This window comes from Micromonospora sp. NBC_01392, assembly GCF_045040125.1.
Taxonomy (GTDB): Bacteria; Actinomycetota; Actinomycetes; order Mycobacteriales; family Micromonosporaceae; genus Micromonospora.
Genome location: NZ_CP109549.1, coordinates 3,171,546 through 3,190,307 on the forward strand (window position 1 = coordinate 3,171,546; position 18,762 = coordinate 3,190,307).

16 protein-coding genes are annotated in these 18,762 nt (G+C 72.5%); 8 read left to right on the forward strand and 8 right to left on the reverse strand.

The annotated features are described in order from the left end of the window. The 4 genes from OG767_RS14190 to OG767_RS14205 form a co-directional block, all read right to left on the reverse strand. Nucleotides 1-981: a carbohydrate ABC transporter permease gene (locus OG767_RS14190; protein WP_405093819.1), complete on the reverse strand. Its 981-nt coding sequence runs from the start codon at nt 979-981 to the stop codon at nt 1-3. Nucleotides 982-1,048: 67 nt separating this feature from the next. Next, nucleotides 1,049-2,353, reverse strand: a complete 1,305-nt coding sequence (locus OG767_RS14195) for an ABC transporter substrate-binding protein (protein WP_405093820.1) — start codon at nt 2,351-2,353, stop codon at nt 1,049-1,051. 78 nt (nt 2,354-2,431) lie between these two features. Then, nucleotides 2,432-3,475 (reverse strand): LacI family DNA-binding transcriptional regulator, encoded by a 1,044-nt coding sequence (locus OG767_RS14200; protein ID WP_405093821.1) that lies wholly within the window; start codon nt 3,473-3,475, stop codon nt 2,432-2,434. Between the two features lie 195 nt (nt 3,476-3,670). Then, nucleotides 3,671-6,052, reverse strand: a complete 2,382-nt coding sequence (locus tag OG767_RS14205; protein WP_405093822.1) for a glycosyl hydrolase family 95 catalytic domain-containing protein — start codon at nt 6,050-6,052, stop codon at nt 3,671-3,673. Between the two features lie 161 nt (nt 6,053-6,213). On the opposite strand from OG767_RS14205, the gene OG767_RS14210 reads away from it, so the two are divergent. Continuing rightward, nucleotides 6,214-6,384 (forward strand): hypothetical protein, encoded by a 171-nt coding sequence (locus OG767_RS14210; protein WP_405093823.1) that lies wholly within the window; start codon nt 6,214-6,216, stop codon nt 6,382-6,384. A gap of 1 nt (nt 6,385) precedes the next feature. Here OG767_RS14210 and OG767_RS14215 read toward each other — a convergent pair whose 3' ends face one another. Then, entirely contained in the window at nt 6,386-6,997 is a 612-nt protein-coding gene (locus OG767_RS14215) for a DedA family protein (protein ID WP_405093824.1), read from the reverse strand. A 366-nt stretch (nt 6,998-7,363) separates the two neighbouring features. Here OG767_RS14215 and OG767_RS14220 point away from each other — a divergent pair, with 366 nt between their 5' ends. Both OG767_RS14220 and OG767_RS14225 read left to right on the forward strand, forming a co-directional pair. Further along, nucleotides 7,364-8,827, forward strand: coding sequence for an endo-1,4-beta-xylanase (locus tag OG767_RS14220; RefSeq protein WP_405093825.1), 1,464 nt, complete (start codon nt 7,364-7,366; stop codon nt 8,825-8,827). Nucleotides 8,828-8,850: 23 nt separating this feature from the next. Then, nucleotides 8,851-9,624, forward strand: coding sequence for a hypothetical protein (locus OG767_RS14225; RefSeq protein ID WP_405093826.1), 774 nt, complete (start codon nt 8,851-8,853; stop codon nt 9,622-9,624). Between the two features lie 154 nt (nt 9,625-9,778). Here OG767_RS14225 and OG767_RS14230 read toward each other — a convergent pair whose 3' ends face one another. Beyond that, entirely contained in the window at nt 9,779-10,663 is an 885-nt protein-coding gene (locus OG767_RS14230) for an aminoglycoside phosphotransferase family protein (protein WP_405093827.1), read from the reverse strand. 395 nt (nt 10,664-11,058) lie between these two features. Here OG767_RS14230 and OG767_RS14235 point away from each other — a divergent pair, with 395 nt between their 5' ends. Next, the gene (locus OG767_RS14235; RefSeq protein ID WP_405093828.1) at nt 11,059-11,364 is read left to right on the forward strand and encodes a hypothetical protein; all 306 of its coding nucleotides are present in this window, start codon (nt 11,059-11,061) and stop codon (nt 11,362-11,364) included. A 72-nt stretch (nt 11,365-11,436) separates the two neighbouring features. Here the strand turns inward: OG767_RS14235 and OG767_RS14240 are convergent, their stop codons facing one another. After that, entirely contained in the window at nt 11,437-11,751 is a 315-nt protein-coding gene (locus tag OG767_RS14240; RefSeq protein ID WP_405093829.1) for a hypothetical protein, read from the reverse strand. Nucleotides 11,752-12,165: 414 nt separating this feature from the next. Here OG767_RS14240 and OG767_RS14245 point away from each other — a divergent pair, with 414 nt between their 5' ends. The 3 genes from OG767_RS14245 to OG767_RS14255 all read left to right on the forward strand — a co-directional run bounded on the left by OG767_RS14245 (nt 12,166) and on the right by OG767_RS14255 (nt 17,041). Continuing rightward, the gene (locus tag OG767_RS14245; RefSeq protein ID WP_405093830.1) at nt 12,166-14,112 is read left to right on the forward strand and encodes a GTP-binding protein; all 1,947 of its coding nucleotides are present in this window, start codon (nt 12,166-12,168) and stop codon (nt 14,110-14,112) included. Between the two features lie 469 nt (nt 14,113-14,581). Then, complete coding sequence (locus tag OG767_RS14250; RefSeq protein ID WP_405093831.1) at nt 14,582-16,081, forward strand: SulP family inorganic anion transporter; 1,500 nt, start codon at nt 14,582-14,584, stop codon at nt 16,079-16,081. A gap of 108 nt (nt 16,082-16,189) precedes the next feature. After that, nucleotides 16,190-17,041 (forward strand): hypothetical protein, encoded by an 852-nt coding sequence (locus OG767_RS14255; protein ID WP_405093832.1) that lies wholly within the window; start codon nt 16,190-16,192, stop codon nt 17,039-17,041. Between the two features lie 117 nt (nt 17,042-17,158). On the opposite strand, the gene OG767_RS14260 is transcribed toward OG767_RS14255, so the two are convergent. Next, entirely contained in the window at nt 17,159-17,608 is a 450-nt protein-coding gene (locus tag OG767_RS14260) for an OsmC family protein (protein WP_405093833.1), read from the reverse strand. 289 nt (nt 17,609-17,897) lie between these two features. On the opposite strand from OG767_RS14260, the gene OG767_RS14265 reads away from it, so the two are divergent. After that, nucleotides 17,898-18,749, forward strand: a complete 852-nt coding sequence (locus OG767_RS14265) for a hypothetical protein (protein WP_405093834.1) — start codon at nt 17,898-17,900, stop codon at nt 18,747-18,749. Nucleotides 18,750-18,762 lie beyond the last annotated feature (13 nt).

Consider the following 18,762-nt stretch of genomic DNA (forward strand, 5'->3'; position numbering starts at 1 on the left):
TCAGATCCCCCGGTCCCGGCGCTCGCTGCGGGCCTGCACCCCGATGAAGACCACGGCCACCACGACGATGATCACGGTGAGCACGGTGGAGATCGCGGAGCCGTACCCGACCTGGAGCTTCTTGAAGAACGTGTAGTACGCGAAGTACGACGGCACGTTGGTGGCGTTCTCCGGGCCGCCCCGGGTCAGCGCGAAGATCGGCCCGAACACCTTCAACGCGGCGATGGTGCAGGTCAGCGCCACCACGAACGTCTCCGGCCGGATCTGCGGCAGCGTGATCGCCCGGAACCGGCGCAGCCAGTTCGCCCCGTCGACCTCGGCCGCCTCGTACAGCTCCGGGTCGACCCGCTGCAACGCCGCCATGAACACGACCACCGGGTAGCCGATCTGCACCCAGATCATCACCGCCATCACCACCGGCAGCGCGGTGTCCGGGTCGCCCAGCCAGTCGTGGCGCAGCGCCCCGAGCCCGACCGCGTCGAGCAGGCTGTTGAACGCGCCGTCGGGGCGCAGGATCCAGCCCCAGACGATGCCGGCGACCACCACGGGCAGCACCTGCGGCAGGTAGAACGCGGCCCGCAACGCCGCCGCCGTACGCGGCTTGAACCGACGCCCGATGACGTCGAAGAGCACCGAGGCGAGCAGCAGCCCGAGCACTGTCGGCACCACCACCATCGCGACGATCATCGCCACGGTGTTGCGGAACGACGCCCAGAACACCTCGTCGTCCAGCAACCGCCGGTAGTTGTCCAACCCGACGAACGTAGGGTCACCGATGCCCGACCACCGGGTCAGCGACAGGTAGCCGGTGCCGACCAGCGGCGCGCCGATGACCAGGACGAACAGCGCCGCCCCGGGGAGCAGGTAGAGCCAGTACGCCGCGTCGCGGCCCCGCTGTCGGCGGCGGGACGGGGGAGCGGGGGCGGGGGTCGCCGCGGACGGCGCGGCGGCGGTGTCGGTGTCGGTGTCGGAGACTGCCATGGCGGATCCTTCCCGGCGGGGCGGCCGGGCGCACCGGTCGTGCCGGTCGCGCCCGCCGCTCGCCGTGTCACTTGCCGGTGATCTCCTTGACGCCGTCGGCGTACGGCTTGGCGATCGTGTCGAGCACCTGGTCGGGGGACTTGGACCCGTTGATCAGTCCCTGGAACCCGCCGACCAGCACGTCGTAGTAGCCGGGCACCGGCCAGTCCGGGTAGAAGGCCAGACCGTCCTGCTTGCTGACCGTGTTGAAGTCCTCGATCAGCTTGCGGTCCTTCGGGTCGGTGATCCTGGCGGGGTCACCGGCCACCGGGACACCACCGTGGTTGCCGATCAGGTCCTGGATCTCCGGACGCAGGGTGATGTCGATGAAGTCGTACGCCAGGCTCTTGGCCTTGCTGTTCGTCGGGACGACCCAGAGATTGCCGGACGAGCCGGCGTTCAGCCTGTTGCCCGGGAACAGGAAGGTGTCCCAGTTGGCCTTCATCTCGGCCTTGAAGCGGCCGTACCACCAGCTCCCCGAGACGATCATCGGCGTCTTGCCGGCGATGAACGCGGTGCCCATGTCCTCGGCCTTGAGGCTCGCCGAGTTCTTGGCCACGTAGCCCTTCCGCACCCAGTCGGCGAAGGTGTCCGCGCCGTACTTCAGCGGGTCGGCCTTGAAGTCGACGGGGTTCTTGTAGAGCTGGTAGTCGTCGACGAACGCCCGGTCGGCCTTCGACAGCGCGAGCTGGTAGAAGAGCTGCCCGGCCGGGTACTCGGTGCCGGCCATGCCCAGCGGGGTGATCTTCTTGCTGACGAAGGTGTCCATCGCGGACGTCATCTCGGCCATGGTGGTGGGCACCCGGACGCCGTTGCGGTCGAACAGGTCCTTGTTGTAATAGACCGTGACGTACTCGCCGTAGTTCGGCACGCCGAACCAGTTGCCCGACCCCATCACACCCTTGTCGGTGTAGCGGGCGGTGGTCTGGAGGCTGGGGCTGAGCTTGCCGGCCCAGCCGCGCTTCTCCGCCTCGTCGCTGAGGTCGGTGAGCAGGCCCTGGGAGGACAGCAGCCCGGCCGTCGCGTTGCCCTTGTTGTACTCCATGATGTCCGGGCCTTCGGACGAGTTGATGATCATGCCGGCGTTCTGCTGGATCTGCTCGAACGCCTTGCGCTCGAAGCGCACCTCCACGCCCGGGTGCTCGGTCTTGAAGATCTCGATGGCCCGGTCCCAGCCGACCCCCATCGCGCTGTTCTCGCCCTCGTAGTGCCAGAGCTTGAGGGTCTTGGCCCCGCTGTCGTCACCGCTGTCGTCGCCCCCGCACGCGGCCACGGTGGTCGTCGCGGTCGCCGCCAGGGCGAGCGCCGCGACGATCCGGCGGAATCGCTGCATTGCTATCCTCCTCGTTGAGTATCGAGCCGGTACTTCACTGGGTCCGTCGTCGCGTTGCCGCGCGGCGACGGGCCGTTTCTACTGGTCAGCCCCCATGAGTTGGCGGCTTCGTGGGGCTGCGGTCGAGCCCCGGATCTCCAGCGCGCACGGCAGCAGTTGCTGGTGGCGCTCGTCGCCGCCCCCGTCCAGGTGACGCACCAGCGCCTCGATCGCGATCCGGCCCATCGCCGATCCGGGCGACGTCATCGCGGTCAGCGCCGGGGTGGCCAGCTCGGCTACCTGTGGCGAGGTGACCATCGAGACGACCGAGACGTCGTCGGGCACGGACAGCCCCCGCGCGGTCAGCTCGCCGAGGATGCCGAAGATCGCCGTCTCGTTCATGGCCAGCACGGCCGTCAGGCCCGGCGCCCGCGCCAGGGCGGCGGACAGCGCCGCCCGGCCGCCGGCGGCGCTGTCCTCGGCCGGGATCATGACCGGTTCCAGGCCGTGGCCGGTCATGGCCGTGACAAAGGCGTCCCGGGTACGCAGCGCCGGGCCGTAACCGCGGGTCAGGGTCTGCGCCGAGTGGTTGACGTAGACGATCTGCCGGTGCCCCAGCCCGACCAGGTGCGCCACCGCCTCCCGCACGGTCTGCCCGAAGTCGATGTCGACGTAGGAGAGGCCGTCGGTGTCCCCGGTGCGCCCGATGAGCACCAGCGGCACACCGGCCTCCTGGAGCGCGGCGACCCGCTCGTCGGCGAGCTTCACCTCCATCAGCACGACGCCGTCGAACATCCGCTGGCTGGCCAGCCGGCGCAGGTCGTCGAGGTCGCCGTCACCCCCGACGGGCGACAGGACCAGGTGGTAGCCGACGGCGCTGGCCGCCGCGGCCGCCCCGGTGACGAACGCCGTCTCGGTCGCGCCGAGGCCGCGCTCGTCCATCGGCAGCAGCAGGCCCAGGATCCGACTACGTCGGCTGGCCAGGCCGCGGGCCATGGCGTTGGGCTGGTAGTCCAGCTCGGTCATGGCGGCGCGCACCTTGGCCCGGGTGGCCGGGGAGATCGGCCGGGTGCCGGTGAGCACGTAGGACACGGTGCTGACCGAGACCTGGGCCAGGCGGGCGACGTCGTGCATGGTGGCCATCGCGCACCTCCTCCGGCCGGGCGTGGCACCGCCGTTCGAATGATCGTCGAAGCGCTTCGACGAAGCGGTTCGACAGACGCTAGGCCGCTGTTACGGCGACGTCAATAGCCGATGTCGAAAGACGTCACGCCGCCGGTCCGCGAGGGTGGCCGGCCGGCTGGCGGTCGAACGGCCGGCGGTAGCGGCCCGGGCCGGTCACCCCGTCGTCACCCGCGCGAGCGACTCGGCCACGTACCGGTGTCCGGCGGTCGCGGTGAACCGGATCTCCGACCCGTCCCGGGTGACGTCGACCGGGCGGCGGGTGGCGCGGTCGGTGACCTGGAACCGGCCGTCGAACAAGGTGCTGCGGACCCGCAGCGGTCCGCCGCTGCCGGCGGTCAGGGTGATGCGGGTCGCGGTGCGCCCGCGCCACTCGGCGTCGACCGTGACGTCGCCGCGGGCGCGCAGGCCGCGGACCGAGCCGTCGGCCCAGTCGTCGGGGAGCGCGGGCAGCACGTCGACGACGCCGCGGTGGCTCTGCAGCAGCATCTCCGCCACCCCCGCGGTGGCGCCGAAGTTGCCGTCGATCTGGAACGGCGGGTGGTTGTCCCACAGGTTGTCGAGCGTGCTCGACCTGAGCAGCTCGGAGAGCATCCGGTGGGAGTGGTTGCCGTGCCGCAGCCGGGCCCAGAAGTTGATCTTCCAGGCCTTGCTCCAGCCGGTGCCGCCGGCACCCCGCGCGGTCAGCGAGACGTCCGCCGCCCTGGCGTACCCGGGCGTGGTCAGCGGGCAGATCTGCCGGCCGGGAAAGAGGCCGAACAGGTGCGACACGTGCCGGTGCGTGTCGCCCTCGTCGTCCCAGTCGTCCTTCCATTCCCGCAACTGCCCCCACGAGCCGACCCGGAGGCCCGGGTCGAGCCTGGCCAGCGTCTCGGCGATCCGGTCGCGGAACGCGGCGTCCGGCTCGCCCACCGTCGCGGCGGCCTCCGACACGTTGGTCAGCAGGTCCCACACGATCTGCTGGGACATCGACGCGCCGGCCGAGAAGTCGCCGTGCTCCGGGGAGAAGCTGGGGCTCACCACCAGCCTGCCGTCGCGCGGGTCGACGACCAGCTCGTCGAGCCAGAACCGGGCCAGCTCCTTCATCAGCGGGTACGCCCGCTCGCGCAGGAACGTCTCGTCCCGGGTGAAGCGGTAGTGCTCGTGGTAGTGCTGCGCCAGCCACGCCCCGGCCTCCGGCATCCAGAACGAGGTGGGGTGGTCGTGCACGCCGGTGAAGCCGAACGGGTTCGTCTCGTTGTGCACCACCCAGCCGCGGTTGTCGTAGATCTTCCTGGCGCTGATCCGGCCGGGCGCGACCATGGCGTCGACGTGGTCGAAGAACGGCAGGGTCGTCTCGGCGAGGTTCGTCGTCTCGGCGGGCCAGTAGTTCATCTGGAAGTTGATGTTGGTGTGGTAGTCCGCCGACCAGGGCGGGCTGGTCGAGTCGTTCCAGACGCCCTGCAGGTTCGCCGGCAGCGAGCCGGCCCGGGAGGACGCGATGAGCAGGTAGCGACCGTACTGGAAGAAGAGCACCTCCAGGGCCGTGCGGGCGGCCCGGTCCGCCCGCCCCCGCCGGTAGCTGAGCAGGAGCTGATCGGTGGGGACGGCCGGCATCCGCTGGCCGATGTCGAGCGTGAGCCGCCGGAACAGCTTCCGGTGGTCGCGGACGTGGGCGGCCCGCAACGCCGGGTACGGCGTGGCCGCCGCCGCGTCGACCCGCGCGGTCACCGCCGCGTGCGGGTCGTCTCCCCGGTACGTCGGATGGTCGTCGGCGTAGTCGGTGCCGGCGGCCAGGATCAGCGTGACGGCGTCCGCGCCCTCGACGGTGACCGTGCCGTCGTCGTTGTCGACCCGGGTGCCGCCGGTGTGGACCACCTGCACCTGCGCCTCGAAGCGCAGCCCGTTGTCGTCGAGGCGTCCGCGGAACGTGATCCGCCCGTACGCGGCGGAGAGGCGCCGTGACCGGTTGGACGCGGTGGTGACGGACACGGTGCACCCGATGCCGCCCGGCCGGTCGGCGGTGAGCCGGGCGACCAGCACGTTGTCGGGGGCGGAGGCGAAGTACTCGCGGGTGTGGCGGACCCCGGCGGCGGTGTACGCGACGCCGGCCGTGGCGTCGGCGATGTCGAGCTGCCGGCGGTAGTCGGTGTGGTCGGCCGGCGCGTCCGGGAAGGACAGCCGCACGTCGCCGAAGGGCTGGTAGCAGCCGAACCCGCTCCTCGGCTGTCCCAGCCTGCCGGCCACCCAGGACGGGTCGACCCGCGTGTCGGCGTCGATCCGCTGCCGGACCTCGTCGATCGCGCCGGGGCGCGGCGTGGTCCAGTCACCGAAGTCGTAGCCGGGGGAGCCGGGGCCGCCGGTCCACAGCGACTTCTCGTTGAACTGGAGCCGTTCGGCCCGGACCCCGCCGAAGACCGAGGCGCCGAGGGCGCCGTTGCCGATCGGCAGTGACTGCGACTCCCAGTCGGTGGCGGGCTTGTCGTACCAGAGGGTCATGCCGCTCGGCGGCGGCCCGCCGAGCGGGCCGGGCAGCCCGGGAGCCGGGACGTCGGTCAACGTGGCCCCCCGGCGGCGGGGATGTCGGGGCGGGTCCGCGCTTTCGTCGTCAGGAACGGCATGGCAACCCCTCGGTCGTCCACACATCGGATGTGTTGCGCGGACGCTACCGGCGTCGCTGTCCGTGAGCAACGCATGGGCGACACCGCGCGTGGCGACGGGTGCGCGAGCACCACCGTCGGGTCGCCACGGTCGCCGGCGACCGGGGCCTGGCCGAGGCGGTCGCGGTCACCGCGCCCCGGGTGTACGAGTTCAGCGAACCCCTCGTCGACGGGCTGCGGATGCTCGGGCCCGGCGAACGACCGGTGACGCTGCTGCGCGCCGGCGGATGACCTACGACGCGTCGCCGCCCCGGCGGCGGGCCAGTCGCCAGCCGACGTAGGCGAGCGTGAGAACGACCGCGCCGGCGATCAGGTACCACCCGAACCGGTGCAGGTCCACGAGCACGGCCCGCATGTGGTCGCCGGTCAGGTAGCCGGCCGTCGTCCACAGCCCCACCCAGGCGGCGGCGCCGAGCGCGTTGTAGGCCACGAAGCGCCGCCACGGCATGCCGGTGGTGCCGGCGACGACCCCGTTGAACTGCCGGAGACCGTCGACGAAGCGGGCGGCGGCGACGAGCTTCGGGCCGTGGCGGCTCATCACGGCCTCCAGGCGGGCGAACCGGTCCGGGTTCAGACGGAGGCGGCGGCCGTGGCGCAGGACGAGCCGGCGGCCGCCGTAACGGCCGATCAGGTAGCCGATGCTGTCCCCGGCCACCGCCGCCAGGAACGCGGTGGCCGCCACGGCGACGACGCTCAGCCGGCCGTGGGACGCGTACCCGGCGGCGAGGACGATCGCGGTCTGGCCCGGCGCCGGGACGCCGAAGCCCTCGACGCCGACCAGTAGGGCGAGCCCTGGGTAGCCGTAGTGGCTCACCAGGTCGGTGAGCAGCCGGAACGGGCTCACCGGCCGGTCCCGGGAAGGCGGCCCACCACGTCGACGAGCCTAGCCGGCGCGAGCGTCGACCGGTGGCCACGGCTGCCGGCTCACCCCGTCGGGGACGCGGGTCTGTCGCGTATCGAATTGATTCGATATAGCATCGCGGCAGGGCAGCGTCACTCCGACCGGGCGCACGAGGCGGGGTGTTCGCCATCCACCGGCGGACCGGGTAGCCGGCCGGTGGTCACCGATTCGGACGCGGCCGGGACGCCACGACGGCGTCACCTGCCGCGTGCTGGTCCCACCGCGAGCGCGGTACGCCGACCGTCGACCGGCCGGATCCCGTGCCGTGCGCGGCAACGGACCAGACCGCACACCGAGGAGTAGGCACAGATGAACGACGTACCCGATCGACCGCGCCGCCGTAGCAGGAGCGCCGTCCGGCTGCTCCTGGGCGGCGCCTGCGCCCTGGCGGTCACGGTGTCCTCGATGGCCGTGGCCACCTTCGCCCGCGCCGATCTCAGCGGCCCGCCCGGAACCACCCTGAAGGCCGCGGCCGAGCGCAGCGGCCGGTACTTCGGCGCCGCGATGGGCGGTGACCGGCTCACCGACCAGGGCTTCCTGACCATCGCGAACCGCGAGTTCGACATGATGACGGCCGTCAACGAGATGAAGCCCGACGCGACCGAGCCCAACCCGGGCCAGTTCGACTTCCGGGCCGGTGACGCGATCTACAACTGGGCCACCCAGCACGGCATGCGGGTCCGTGGTCACACGTTGGCCTGGCACGCCCAGCAGCCGAGGTTCTGGGGAAGTCTCAGCGGCAGCGCGCTGCGGACCGCGATGATCGACCACATCAACGGCGTGATGGCCCACTACCGGGGCAAGCTGGCCTACTGGGACGTGGTGAACGAGGCGTTCGCCGAGAACGGCAGCCGGCGGTCGTCGAACCTGCAGTCCACCGGCAACGACTGGATCGAGGTGGCGTTCCGGACCGCGCGCGCCGCCGACCCGTCGGTCAAGCTCTGCTACAACGACTACAACATCGAGAACTGGACGTACGCCAAGACGCAGGGCGTCTACAACATGATCAAGGACTTCAAGGCCCGGGGCGTCCCGGTCGACTGCGTCGGTCTGCAGACCCACTTCACCGGTGGCAGTTCGCTGCCGTCCACCTTCCAGACCACGCTGTCCAGCTTCGCCGCGCTCGGCGTCGACGTGGCGCTGACCGAGGCCGACGTCACCAACGCCTCGACCAGCCAGTACCAGGGCCTCACCCAGGCCTGCATGAACGTGCCCCGCTGCGTCGGCATCACGACGTGGGGCATCCGGGACAGCGACTCCTGGCGTGGCAACGAGAACCCGCTGCTGTTCGACCGCAACAGCAACCCCAAGGCGGCGTACGGCGCCGTGCGCGACGCTCTCAACGCCGCCTCCACCACGGTGCCGGGCACGACCGCGCCGCCGACCACCGCGCCGCCGACCACGGCCCCGCCGACCACCGTGCCGCCGACCACCACCCCGCCGACCACGCCGCCCGCCACCGGGCAGCCCGGGGCGTGCACCGCGACGTATCGCATGGTCAACAGCTGGAGCGGTGGCTTCCAGGGCGAGGTCACCGTGACCAACAACGGTTCCACCACGCTCACCGGCTGGACCGTGCGGCTGACGCTGGCCGGCGGGCAGACCATCGCCAACGTCTGGAACGGCGTCCACACCGGCACCAGCGGCACGGTCGGCGTCCGCAACGCCGACTACAACGGTTCCCTCGGCGCGAACGCCTCGACCACCTTCGGATTCCTGGCCAACGGCAGCAGCAACGCCGCCCCCGGTGGCCTCTCCTGCACCAGCCCCTGACCGACGACACGTGGAGGATGATCATGCGTAGGTTCCTCGCGGTGTTCGCCGCCGCCCTGACGCTCGGCACCGTCGCCGGCAGCGGGCCGGCCGGCGCGTCGACCGCCACCCCGCGTTCGTGCCCCCGCGGCCTGCTCTTCTGCGAGGACTTCGAGCGACTGCCCCCGGGCGGGCCCCGCACGCTGAAGTGGGGCGTCGACACCCGCCACGGCACGCTCACCGTCGAGCGGTCCCGCCGGGGCAACCAGGTGCTGCATGTCCACACGGTCGACAACGGGCGTGCCTTCCTGCGCGTCGACGACGTCGCCGCGCCGGGTAACCGCCTCTACGGCCGGATGCGGCTGCGCGTCGACGCGTTCCCCACCGCCCCGGACTGGGCGCACTTCACGCTGGTGGAGGCGACCGGCGCCGGCAGCGCGGAGGTCGTCCGCCCGGTCGGCGGCCAGTACGCGCCCACGGTCCCCGGCACGTTCTGGGGGATCGGCGCGGACGGCGGCCCGACCGGCGACTGGACCAACTGGCGGGAGTCCGCCCCGGTCACCGAGGACACCTGGCAGTGCGTCGAGTGGCGGCTGGACGCGACGGACAACCGGGTCGCGGTGTGGATCGACGGCGTGGCGAACCCGGAGCTGACCGCGTCCACGACCGAACACGGCGGCAACGACGTGCCCTTCGTCCTGCCGACGGTCGACACCGTCAAGATCGGCTGGCAGCTCTACCAGGGCGGCACCACGCCGGGCGAGTTCGACCTCTGGATCGACGACGTCGCGCTGTCCGGCAAGCGGCTCGGCTGCTGACCGGAACCCCCCGCTGGCGGAACGCCCGGCCGGTGCTCACCGGCCGGGCGTTCCGCCCACAGCGGTCGGGGACGCGGCCGGACGCCGCTCCGGCGCAGCCGCGGTAGCGCAACGCGACGTCCGCCAGCCGCGGAGCCGTCCGGGGGACCGCGGATCAGTCGTGGCGGTGCCGCACGATGTGGTCGAGGTAGCGAATCGTGTCCTCGCGGTCGGCCGGGCTTATCGAGTCCCACAGGTCGGCCAGCCAGTAGAGCGAGCCGGACAGCATCCAGGCCCACCCGCGAACCCAGGTCGCCTCGTCGAAGCCGAGCGCCTCCCGGTAGGCGGCCCGCGCGCGGGCGTCGAACAGGCTCCAGCCCGGCCGGACCTCGACCGCCGGATCGCCGAGGCCGAGACCACCGAAGTCGATCACCCCGGTGAGCCTGCCCCGGTCGACCAGCAGGTTGCCCGCCAGGAGGTCACCGTGCAGCCACACCGGCGGACCGGGCCACTCGTCGACCGCCATCGCCTCGTCCCAGGCCGCGGTCACCGCGCGCCCGTCGATCCGATCACCCAGCTCCGCGATCGATCGACGGGTGAGTTCGTCCCGTTGCGCCAAGGGCACACCCCGTTGGATCCCCTCCTTGACCGGCCCGCCCATCGGGTCGATCGCGATCATCGCGCGGACGAAGCCGGCGAGGTCGACGGCGAGGTCCACGAGGTCCTGCCCGTTCTCCGGGTTGTGCCCGTCCAGCCACGGGACGACCGTCCACGGCCACGGGTAGTCCCCGGCGGGCCGGCCGACCGCGACCGGGGCGGGCACCGGCACCGGCAGGTGCGGCGCCAGCTTCGGCAACCAGGTCGTGTCGGTCGTCACCTGGTCGACCGCCCACGGTGCCCGGGGCAGCCGTGCGGTCAGGGAATCGCCGAGCCGAAACAACGCGTTGTCGGTGCCGGTCAGCGGCTGCGCGTCGATCGGCAGGCGCGACCATTCGGGGAACTGCTCGTCGATCAGGGCGCGAACCTGCTCGACAGTTACGACGATCTCTCCGGGGCGCATCGGAGCGACCGTAGGATCAACTCGGTGGCCCGTCAATCCAATTCGGTTCGGCGCGCCTTTGGTCGACTCCGCCGCCGCGGGGGTCCGCAGCGTGTGACATGCGGTATCGGGCGACCACGCCGGATCCGGCCGAGCGTTGCCACCCGGCAGAGTTCGGTGAATGACCACCGATTGTGGCTATTCGACGGCTGAACCGCAGTGCGTGGGCCCGGTTCGTCGGAGCGGCGACGTCACTGCGACGCTGCTGGGCCTGGGGTAGGGGCGCGGCACCATGTCTGAAAGGTCGACATGCTCCAATGTGATGGCTCGCGTCTCGGGGGTGATCGGTCAACCGGTTCCTGACCGCTCGTGAAGCGCGACATCGCGTTCTCGAAGCCCGCTCGAAGGAGTTGAGTGTGTCCGCCGCATTCCGGCCCGAGAGCCCGGACCAGGGCGTGCCCGGGGCAGTCGGAGAAGCGGCCATCGGGATGGTCCGCCACGCGGGTCTTCCGCTCGGACTCGGCGCGGAACTGGCCGGCTTCGCCTCCGAGGTGGTGGACCTCGTCGCGGCCGCCGGGACGGCGCCGGAGGACCCGGCGGCACACCCCGACGAGGAGTTGTCGGTGCGCTGGGCGGCCTGGACGCTGCCGGGGTGCCCGCCGTCGGCATCAGCAGGCTCGAAGGCCGGTACGACTCGTGGCTGGCCAGGTTCGAGCCGATGACGCCGCCGCGATGACCAGCGTCGACGACGTCGCCCTGTCCAGCAGGCGGCTCGGCTGCTGACCGGACGCCGCTCAGGCGCAGCCGCGGTACTGCAACGCGCCGTCCTTCATGTACGCCCACAGCGCCAGGCCGTTCCAGTAGTCGTAGGTGAGCGTCCAGCCGTTGGCGGTGTTGCCGGTCGGGCCGGTGACGACCTGGCCGTAGCGGCGGGTGCCGTACAACGTGGACTCGTTAGGCTCGGTGTACATGCCCGCGTAGTCCCAGACGACGGTGAAGCTGCTCGTCGTGCACGCCGCCTGCGCCGTCCCGGCCGGCGCCAGGGCCGTCAGCGCCGTCGCCGCGAGGCAGGCCGCCATCGTGCGCGACAGCAGTCGTCGAACGGTCATCAGTTCCTCCACTCGATCGTGGTGCACGGATGTGCCCCGGGGGCACCCACCCGCCGGATTCTATTGGTCGGCGCCGATCCCCGCGATCGCCGTGCTGTCGACCACGTCGATCTCGTGGGGCCGCAGGGTTCGTTCTCCGGCCTGGTCGGTCCGAACGGCGCCGGCAAGACGACATCGTCGACAACCGGGCCGGCCGGGCCGGCGGTCCTTCGCCGGCCGGTGATCGGGAGCTGGAATCGGCCTGACGGCGAATTCGGTTGTGGCGGTCGCCTCGGGCGTGCGAGCCTGCCGACGGCTCCCTCCCCGCCGCACCCGGCGGGCACCGGCCACCACGACGACGAGGAGTGACGATGCGAGCAGATTCCACGCTCCGGACCCTGGACCGTCCTACCGTGGAGTTCTGCCTTGGCCTTGTTGAACCTCGGAATCGTCGCCCATGTTGACGCCGGAAAGACCAGCCTGACCGAACGCCTGCTCTACGAGGCCGGCGCGGTCTCCCGCCCGGGCAGTGTCGACGCCGGCACGACGCGGACCGACTCGATGGAGTTGGAGCGCCGACGTGGCATCACCATCCGGGCGGCGGTCACCTCGATCGCGATCGGTGACCTGAGCGTCAACCTGGTGGACACCCCCGGTCACCCGGACTTCATCGCGGAGGTCGAGCGTTCGCTCGCCGTCCTGGACGCCGCCGTGCTCGTGGTGTCGAGCGTGGAGGGGGTCCAGCCGCAGACCGTGGCCATCTGGCGGGCGCTGCGGCGCATCGGCGTGCCGACGGTGTTCTTCCTCAACAAGGTGGACCGTCGCGGCGCCGACGTCGACCGGGTGACGGCCCAGGTGCGCCAGCGGCTCGGCGCGTGCCCGGTCGCGCTCACCACGGTCGCCGGCCAGGGCACGCGCGACGCCCGGGTGCGGGCCGTGGGCCTCGACGCCGAACCGGTGGTGGCGGCCGTGGCGGAGGTCGACGACGCGGTGGCGGCCCGCTGGCTGACGGACGAGTCGGTACGCGTCCGCGACGTCCGGCGCGCGATCCGGAACGCGGTGCGCCGCGGCGGGCTCAGCCCGTTGGCGTGCGGCTCGGCGATCACCGGAGCCGGGGTACGGCAGTTGTGCCGCCTCGTGGCCGACCTGCTGCCGCGCGACGAGCAGCGGGACGGCCCGCCGGCGGGCACGGTCTTCGCCGTCGACCGGGACGGCCAGGGTCGGCGGACGTGGCTACGGTTGTGGTCCGGGCAGCTCCGCGTCCGGGACCGGGTACGGCTCGCCGGGGCCCCACCCCAGACGGTCACCCAGATCGCCGTCACCGAGCCCGACGGCGTCCTGGTGCGCCCCTCGGTGTCCGCCGGGCAGATCGCCGCGGTGCGCGGCCTGTCGGCCCGGATCGGCCAGCACATCGGGGACCCGCCGCGGCGGCACGCCTACCGGTTCCCGCCACCGACCCGGCAGGCGGTCGTCGAGCCCGTCGACCCGGACCAGCGCCTGGCGATGTTCGCCGGCCTGGCCGAGCTGGCCGACGAGGACCCGCTGGTGGACCTGCGGCTCGACGAGCAGCAGGCGGAGGCGGTGATCCGCCTGCACGGCGAGGTCCAGAAGGAGGTGCTGGCCGCGCTCATGGCGGACCGGTACGGCGTCCGGGTGCGGTTCTCCGGCACGCTCACCGCCTGCATCGAACGGGTCGTCGGCACCGGCGCCGCCGAGGAGCGGGTGCAGGAGCGGGGCAACCCGTACCTGGCCGGGTTGGGGTTGCGCATCGACGCCGCGCCGGTGGGGCACGGCGTCGGGTTCCGCCCGGGGGTCGAGCCCGGCCGGCTCCCGCCGGCGTTCGTCGCCGCCACGGAGGAGGGCGTGCGGGCCGGGCTGCGGCAGGGCCGGCACGGCTGGCCGGTCACCGACTGCACGGTCACCATGACGGCGTCCCGGTACTGGCCGCGGCAGAGCCGGCCGCACCAGAAGTTCGACAAGTCCATCTCGACGGTGGCGGCGGACTTCCGCAACCTTGCCCCGGTGGTGGTCGCCGCGGCGCTGCGCCGGGCCGGCACCCGGGTGTGCCAGCCGATCGAGCGCTTCGACGTCAACCTTCCGCAGCAGGCGGTGGAGACGGTGCTGGCGCTGCTCGGTCGGCTCGGCGCGATCGTCCACGACACCGCCGTCGCCGGCGGGTACCTCGAGGTGAGCGGCACCCTGCCGACGGCGCGGGTGCCGCAGGTCGTGGCGGCCCTTCCCGACCTCACCGGTGGCGAGGCGGCCCTGACCACCACCTTCGACCACTACGCGCCGGTCACTGGTGCGGAGCCGCCGACGTTGCCCCGGCGTGGACCCGACCCGGCCGTCCGGGACGAGTGGTTCCGGGCCGTGCCCCGGTAGCTCCCGACCGGGCGGCGTGACGCGTTCCCCTCGGGTCCGACGCGCTCGGGTCGAGTCCTGAATGGTGATTCGAGCGGTTGCGTGCTGTGCGAATAATATTTATCTCGATATATTGTCCGTGGTTGCCGGAGGGCGTCGTGGAAAGGTCGAGAGCGGTTTTCTGATCGCTCTGTCGTCGCATCGGCACTGGCCCTCACCAGCGCCGATGCGACGAGGGGAGGAGCGCGATCCGCATGGGACCATGAATCGTCGACCCGGGTGGATGACCCGCCCGGCCCTCGCCTGACGGAGGCGAGGAAATCTCTTTTCCGGCGCTCTGTCGCGCCGCCTCCGGCATATTCATCATCGGCGCAATGTTGTTCCTCCGGGGGCGGTCGAATGGAGGTCCGCGCCCGCCGGTAACGCCGTTTCCGCCGCCCTGCGTCCCGGGGACCACCAGTTGCCCGTCCACTCTCTCCGGATGTGAACGATGTCGTCTCCGACCCTGTCCTGGCGCACCATGGGCGCTGACCTGTCCGCCTCCGTCGTCGTCTTCCTCGTCGCGCTCCCGCTCTGCGTGGGCATCGCTGTCGCCTCCGGCGTACCTGCCGAACTGGGCCTGGTCACCGGCATCGTCGGCGGTCTCGTCGTCGGCTGCCTGCCCGGCAGCAGCATGCAGGTCAGCGGCCCCGCCGCCGGCCTGACCGTGCTGGTCGCCGACGCGGTGAGCCGGCACGGCCTCGGCGGCCTCGGCACGGTCGTCCTGGTCGCCGGCCTCATCCAGGTGATCCTGGGGTTCCTCCGACTCGGCCGCTGGTTCCGGGCCATCTCCGTGGCCGTGGTGCAGGGCATGCTCGCCGGCATCGGCCTGCTGCTCGTCGTCGGCCAGCTCTACGTGCTGTCCGGGCGGGAGGCGCCGCGGTCCGGGGTCGGGAAGTTCACCGGCCTGCCCGCGCTCTGGAGCGACATCCTCGGCTCCACCACGGTGCGGACGTCACTGGCCGTCGGCGTGGTCACGCTCCTGGTCATGCTCTCGTGGGACCGGCTGCCGGACCGACTGCGGAGGGTACCCGGGGCGCTGGTCGCGGTCATGGTCGCCGCCGCGGCGGCCGGCGTCCTGCGGCTGCCGGTGGCGACGATCACGGTGGAGGGGTTGCTCCCGGCCGTGCAGCCGTCGCTCGGACACTGGACCATGCTGACCGAGCTGAGCGTGCTGGCCAGCGTCGCCACGTTCACCCTGATCGCGTCGGCGGAGAGCCTGTTCAGCGCCGCGGCGGTGGACCGGCTCCACCACGGACCGCGTACCGACTTCGACAAGGAGCTGGTGGCGCAGGGCGCCGGCAACGCGGTCTGCGGAATGCTCGGCGCGCTGCCGATGACCGCGGTCATCGTGCGCAGCTCCGCCAACGTGCGGGCCGGCGCGCGAACCAAGGCCTCCCGAGTCCTGCACGGGGTGTGGCTGCTGCTGTTCGCCGCCGCCGCACCCGGCCTGATCGAGCTGATCCCGTTGCCCGCGCTGGCCGCCGTGCTCATCCACGCCGGGACGAAGCTGCTGCCGTTGCGGTCGATGCCGGAGCTGTGGCGGGGGCACCGGGGGGAGGCGCTTGTGCTGCTCGCGACCGCGCTCGTGATCCTCCTGACCGACCTGTTCGTCGGGGTGCTCGTCGGCCTCGGCCTGGCCATCGTCAAGACCGCCTGGGAGACCTCCCACGTACGGGTGGCGGTGGCCGACGGAGGGACCGGCCCGATCGACGTCACGCTCACCGGCAACGCCACCTTCCTGCGACTGCCCACGATCCTCACCGCGCTCAACGCCCTGCCGCCCAGCCGGCCCGTACACCTGGACCTGGGCGGTCTGCGGCACGTCGACCTCGCCTGCCGGGCGGCGCTGACCACCTGGATCGAGACGCACAACCGCAGCGCGGGCGTCCTGGTGCGGGTCGCCGCCGCGGACGGGACCCCGGACGGCCCGCCCGACGACCGGGACTGACCGGCACCGGCGTCGTCGAAGCGCTGGTCAGGGCGCGCGGAGCGAAAACCCGGCCGTGACATGATGACGCCCATGGGCGAGCAGCGGGACGTAGGCGGACACCACGGCGTGAGCGATGCGACCGGGGCGGGTGTCGATGCGCGGCTCGCCCTCGCGCAGGACCCCGCCACCTCCCAGATGACCCTCATCGACCTGGCGTCCGACCCGTCGGCCGCGGTCCGCAAGGCGGTCGCGACCCGCACCGACGCGCCGGCACAGGCCCTGCGACCGCTGGCCCGCGACCACGACCGGCACGTCCGGGAGGCGGTGGCGCGGAACCCCTCGACCTCGGTGGGTAACCTCCTGCGACTCGTGAAGGACGCCGACCGCTGGGTCCGCTGGGCGGTCGCCGGCAACCCGGGCTGCGACGAGTCGGTCCGCCGGGCGATGGCGGACGCCCCCGACAAGGAACTGCGCGGCCTCCTCGCGGAGCGCCGCGAGCTGGAGCCCGAGCTGGCCGCGCGGCTGGTCGACGACGTCTCACCCGAGGTACGGGAACGACTCGCCACGCACACCCACGACCCCGACACGATCACGGCCCTGATGGCCGACCGCACCGCACGCGTGCGCAAGGGGCTCGCCCGTAACCCGCGGACCACCGCGACCCAGCGCCGCGCGCTCGCGCAGGACCCGGTGGCGGACGTCCGGGCCGCGCTGGTGCTCGCCGTCGAGCTGGACGAGGCGGACCTGCGACTCCTGCTCGACGATCGCGCGGTGCAGGTGCGGATGGCGATGGCGAGGTCGGAGCTGATCCCGGCGGACATCCGTCGGGCGCTCGGTCGCGATCCCGACGAGATGGTGGCCGGCGTCGCGCGGGACTTCCGCCCCGGGGCGGGCGCGGCCCCGGTGGTGCGCGCCGCGCGCGGCGGTCGCCAGTCCTCCGGGGCCGGCCGGGGCCGACCGGGTGGCGCCCGGCGCTGAGGCCGGTGACCGGGACGGCCGGCCCGGACCCGTCATTCGCGGTGACCGACGGCCTCGACCGGCGGGGCGCGTCGCCGCCGTGACGCCCGACGACGACCGGGGCCGGGGCCGGCTCGGTCACTCCTCGGCCGCGCCCGTCCCGGCGACGTCGACGATCGTGACGGGCGTGCCGAGCTGGACGGTGCGGGACACGGTGCAGAGCCGGTCGTGCGACTGACGCAGTGACCGGGGCAGCGCCTCGCGCGCCCGGTCGCCGTCCGGTCCCTCCGGGAAGGTCACGGTGAACTCCACCCGAAGGTCACGCATCCGGTTGCCGCCGGCCTCGTCGCGGATCTTCTCGCCGGTGACCTCGACGGTGAATCGGTCCGGCTCGGCGCGGCGGCTGGTGATGTGGTCGACGTCGACGGCGGTGCACCCGCCGATGGCGGCCAGCAGCAGTTCCACCGGCGTGAACGTGTCGTTCTGGCCGGAGCCGATGGAGATCGACCCACCACGGGGATTCCGCACGGTGTAGGTGCCCAGGCCGGTGCGCTCGATCTCCACCGAGCGGAAGGTGTCGTCACTCATGCCCGCGAACCTACCCGGCGGCCGGCGCCGTCAGCGGACGAACGTGACGTCGGGGAAGCCGGCGGAGGGCCCGTCCAGCACCCGACCGTCCCGGCCCCGCAGCCACCTGTCGAAGAAGGCGGCGACGAACGTCGGGAACCAGGGCCGCCCGGACGGCTGCCCCTCACCGGCTTCACGCTATGAGCGGCACGGCGTCCCGATAAGGAGGTTGGCACCCGTCGTCATACCGGGGGTTGGCCCCCACTCCCGGCGCGACACGGCGGTGGCGGTCGATGTCTACCCTGGCCGCGTGACCTTCCTGACGGTCGTCGTCGCGATCCTGGGATTCGTCGGATACGCCATGCTGGTGCTGGCGCCGGTATGGCTGGCCCTGGCCGTGTCGAGCGGCCGTCAGCACCGGTGGGTCCGCCGACACCCGGTGTCCCCGTGTGCCGCGCTGCGCCCGGGGACCCGGCTGCCCCGGCGGATGGCCGTGTACGGCGAGACCGCGCCGGGGCCCGCCGGGCTGGTGGTCGCGCCGCTGTCCGGCGTCGAGTCGGTGTGGTTCCGCACCACCGTGTACACGGTCGACAGCGCCGGCGACCCGCCGCTCACCAGCACGAATGTGCTGTGGGAACAGTCCGCGGGGGACCCGTTCGGGGTGGCCGACAGCACCGGCACCGCCGTGGTGTCGGCGCGGCTCCTCCAGGCGGCCATCGACGACCCGCGGCTGTCCGTATGGGCGCAGACGCGGCTGCCGGTGGCGCACGCCGGTCCCACGCCGGTACGGACCGTCGTCGGCGAGGAGACCACCAGTCCTCGCCGTCACGGCCGGTGGCTCCAGGACCTCATCGACCGCGGGCTGGTCCCCGCGGACGCGGCGCGGCGCGTGGAACGGGTGTGGGTGGTCGAGCAGGTCGTGCCCCCGGGCCTCCCGCTGCACGTGATCGGCCGGCCGGTGCTCCTCGACAGCGGGGTCGCCGCGCTCACGCTGCCGAGAACCGGTCGCTACCTCGCGGTGAGCCGGGAGCCCACGGAGACCGAGCGGGTACTCGCCGGCGATCGCAAGTACGGCATGGGGTGTGCGCTGTGGGCCGCGGTGGTCGGCGTGGCCTCCCTCGCCGTCGTCTGGGCCATCAGCAACTTCGCGATGGGTCGGTAGGCGGCGCGGGCGC